General features: G+C 62.9%; 2 protein-coding genes. One reads left to right on the forward strand and one right to left on the reverse strand.

Annotated elements, in window-relative coordinates:
- Positions 1 to 2 precede the first annotated feature (2 nt).
- On the reverse strand, positions 3 to 1,352 hold the full coding sequence (gene pvdM, locus HX868_RS28155) for a pyoverdine-tailoring dipeptidase-like protein PvdM (protein ID WP_177005085.1): 1,350 nt from the start codon (positions 1,350 to 1,352) through the stop codon (positions 3 to 5).
- Between the two features lie 142 nt (positions 1,353 to 1,494).
- Between pvdM and pvdP the strand changes: the two genes are divergently transcribed.
- A complete protein-coding gene (gene pvdP / locus HX868_RS28160) occupies positions 1,495 to 3,120 on the forward strand; it encodes a pyoverdine maturation tyrosinase PvdP (RefSeq protein ID WP_177005086.1) in 1,626 nt (541 codons plus the stop codon).
- The last annotated feature ends 237 nt before the right edge of the window (positions 3,121 to 3,357 follow it).

The following is a 3,357-nucleotide window of genomic DNA, read 5'->3' on the forward strand; positions in this document are numbered from 1 at the left end:
GATTAACGGTTGGCCAAGGGCTTGGCGGCTTTTTGGACCTGGTCCCACACCCGCAGGAAGTTGCCTCCCCACAGCTTGGCGATATCGGCTTCGGAGTAGCCGCGCTGGATCAACTCTGCGGTGACGTTGCGTATTTCGCCGACGTTGTTCCAACCCTGGACACCGCCGCCATCGTTGAAGTCCGACGACAGGCCGACATGGTCGATGCCGATCTTGCGCACGGTGTAGTCGATGGCATCGCCCAGGTCCTTGAGGGTGGCCTTCGGTTCTTCATCGAGGATGCCGTACAGCGCGCTGGCGTATTCGCCGAACTTGTGTTCCGGCCAGGCGGCAATGATCGCGTCGCCCGGCATCAGGGCCACGGCCAGGTTGGGCAGCGGCGGCAGGTCGAAGCGAGCGCGCAGGGCGTTGAGTTTGTCCTGGGTCGGCTGGCTCAGCGGGCGCAGGTAGGCGGAGAAGCCGACGATCTGCACCACGCCGCCGCTTTGCTTGATCAGTTGCAGCTCTTTGTCGCTCAGGTTGCGCGGGATATCCACGGAGGCGCGGGGCGCCGAATGGGACGCCACCATCGGCGTGCGGCTCAATTGCGCCACTTGCTCCAGGGCCTTGGTCGACATTTGCGACACATCGATGATCACCCCCAGGTCATTGAGGCGGTGCACCGCTTGTTTGCCGATGTCCGACAGACCATCAAGGGCGTCGGTGGAATCATTGAAAAACGGCAGTGGTCGCGATGAGTCCGACCAGGCGTTATTGCCCACATAGCTGAAGCCAAACATGCGCATGCCGCGCGCCGCCCACAGGTCCAATTGGTTCAAGTCGTTGCCCAGCGGATAGGCGTTGAGCATGCTGATAAAGATCGCAAACTTGCCTTCGCCATGCAGGCGTCGGAAGTCATCCGGGGTGTAGGCGATGGCGACCTGATTGGGGAAGTCGCGCACCATGCCGCTGATGATCTTGTAGCGCACTTCCTGTTCGTTGCGCGCGGCCTCGACAAAACCGTCGGTGGGTTTGTGCGGCGCATTGGGGCCGTTCCAGATTTCCGGCCAGCCGAAGATGGTCAACGCTGCGCCGGACAAACGCCCGCGTGCCGCCTTGACCAGGTCGAACTGGCCTTCGCCATCCTTGTCCGCCTCGTTGCCGGCGGTGCCGAAATCCACGGGCACGGTGATATGGCTGTCGAACGACAGTAGCCGGTCCTGCATTTCGTTGGCCTGCTTGATCACCGCCAGCGGGTAGCCGGCATTGCCCTTGAACCAGTGATCCCAGACCAGGAAACCGGCCCCGGCACCGATGGCCAGTGCCAGCGGCAGGCCGATGTACAGCGCCTTTTTCGAACGTGGTTTTGTCATTGCCATCTCAGTCAGTTGAGGCCTTCGCTATCAGGGAAGAACGAGTGATCGGCGGCAAAATTTAGGCGGCGAGGGCGCCTCGGTAAATTTCCCCGGCGGGCAAACGTTCTAGCTCTGATAAAGCCGTTTCCTAAGGTAGACAATGACCATCTCTCGACGTGGGTTCATCGCAGGCCTGGCGCTGACAGGCGCTGCCGTGCCTGCCGCTTTCTATGCCCATCGCGAGTTGACGCGCGAAGAAGAATTCCCCATCACCCCCGGCGAGGCCACGGTGGACCTGGCCGACACCGCCGGCCAGCACCTGGCAAACACCCTGCGTGGGGTGTGGGACCTGCGCCTGGAGGGTCGCGACGCCGGCCTCAAAGGGCTGCCACTGCAAGATTTGCAACTGCTGCTCGACATCGCGCCCCGTGGACGCGGTTTACGCGGTTACCTGGACACCGCCGCCCACCTGCGCGCCGAGGGCGAGCCGCGTTACCGTGTGCTGGGTGACCTGCTGACGGGGGAGAGCGCTGTGCTCTACTGGCGCCTGATCGACCGTGATTCGGCCGACGGTACACCCGCCTATGAATTCAAGATGACCCTTGATGAGGTCTGGGCGGCCTTTGCCAACGCTGGCAGCAGCACCCTCAGCGGGCAGATCCTCGACCTGGATCGCCCCCTGGCCTTGGTTGAGCGTGATAATCGCTTCATCGCCCATAAACAGTGGTTTCCCGAAGCCCGCCAACGCATCGGCCTCAATCCGACCTTGCTGGCCTGGCTGATCGCGCCCGAACACCGCCTGTTCCACCAGCTGTGGCACGCCACCCGTGACCAGTGGCACAAACTCTCCGAGGAAAAGCGCGACGCCCTGCGTGGCATCGGCTGGCAGCCCGGCCCGCGCGGCCAGGAACGCGATGCACGGGGTAAGCGCAAGGACCGCAACGGCTCGGGTATCGACTTCTTTTTTATGCATCGGCACATGCTCGGCACCGCGCGCTCAATGCAGGATCTGCCCTCGTGGCCGCAATTCCCTGAGCCGCAACCGGCCTTGGAACGCGACCGCCTGGGCTTTCTGCGTTACTTCGACAACCACGACGGCTTCGCGCTGCCGCCCACCTGGTCGGCATCGGACGACACCGAGTACACCCAGTGGGTCAGCGACATCAAGGCCGCCGAGACCTATCACAGCAACTTCCAGGTGTGGGAGTCCCAATACCGCGACCCGCGCTACCTGGCCAAATTCACCCTGGGCCAGTTGGGCTCCGAAATGGAGCTGGGCCTGCACGACTGGCTGCACATGCGCTGGGCCTCGGTGCCGCGCGATCCCTCCAATGGCGCCCCCGTGCCCATGGCCCGTGACCCCGCTGACTTCGCGGCGCGCTGGTATGCAGCGGAAAACGACTTCCTCGGCGACCCGTTCTCATCCCATGTCAATCCGGTGTTCTGGCATTTCCACGGCTGGATCGACGATCGCATCGAAGACTGGTTTCGCGCCCATGAGCGCTTCAATCCGGGCGAAGTCCAGCGCCTGCAAGTCAACGGCGTGGCCTGGTTCGCACCGGGCCGTTGGGTGGAAGTCGGCGACCCTTGGCTGGGCCCGGATACCCATGGTTGCAGCGCCACGCCGGGGTTGCAGGTGGGCAAGTCGATGGAGATGGACCCGGAGGTCATGAAGCTGGCCCTGCGTATTACCTTTGGCGAAGACGAAAACAGCCTGCAGGGCTTATTCAAGCGCGTGCCAAAGCGGCCGTGGTATGCGCGTCACCTGAAGCTGAAAACCCCTTGAATGGGGCTGTGGTGGGCGCTCCCACCACAGATTGAACCAACCCAGTTCTTCCTTGTCCCCGCTTCCCATGTCACCCCCCGCCTGCCAAATCCCTTAATTTTCCAAGCCTGCCGGAAGCCTCTCCAGGCCCCCGGCTGCGCCCGCTTTTTTTTGGATGCGGGGCGCACAGCACCCGATTCAAGCGGCAGCTGAAAACGGACTTTCTTCTCCACCGTGACTTATCAGGCAGGTTACCCC

The sequence above is a fragment of the Pseudomonas reactans genome (assembly GCF_013385825.1).
GTDB lineage: Bacteria > Pseudomonadota > Gammaproteobacteria > Pseudomonadales > Pseudomonadaceae > Aquipseudomonas > Aquipseudomonas reactans.

Coding starts and splice junctions, on each gene's coding strand:
- pvdM (WP_177005085.1), bottom strand. CDS start 1,352: ATGACAAAACCACGTTCGAAAAAGGCGCTGTACATCGGCCTGCCGCTG.
- pvdP (WP_177005086.1), top strand. CDS start 1,495: ATGACCATCTCTCGACGTGGGTTCATCGCAGGCCTGGCGCTGACAGGC.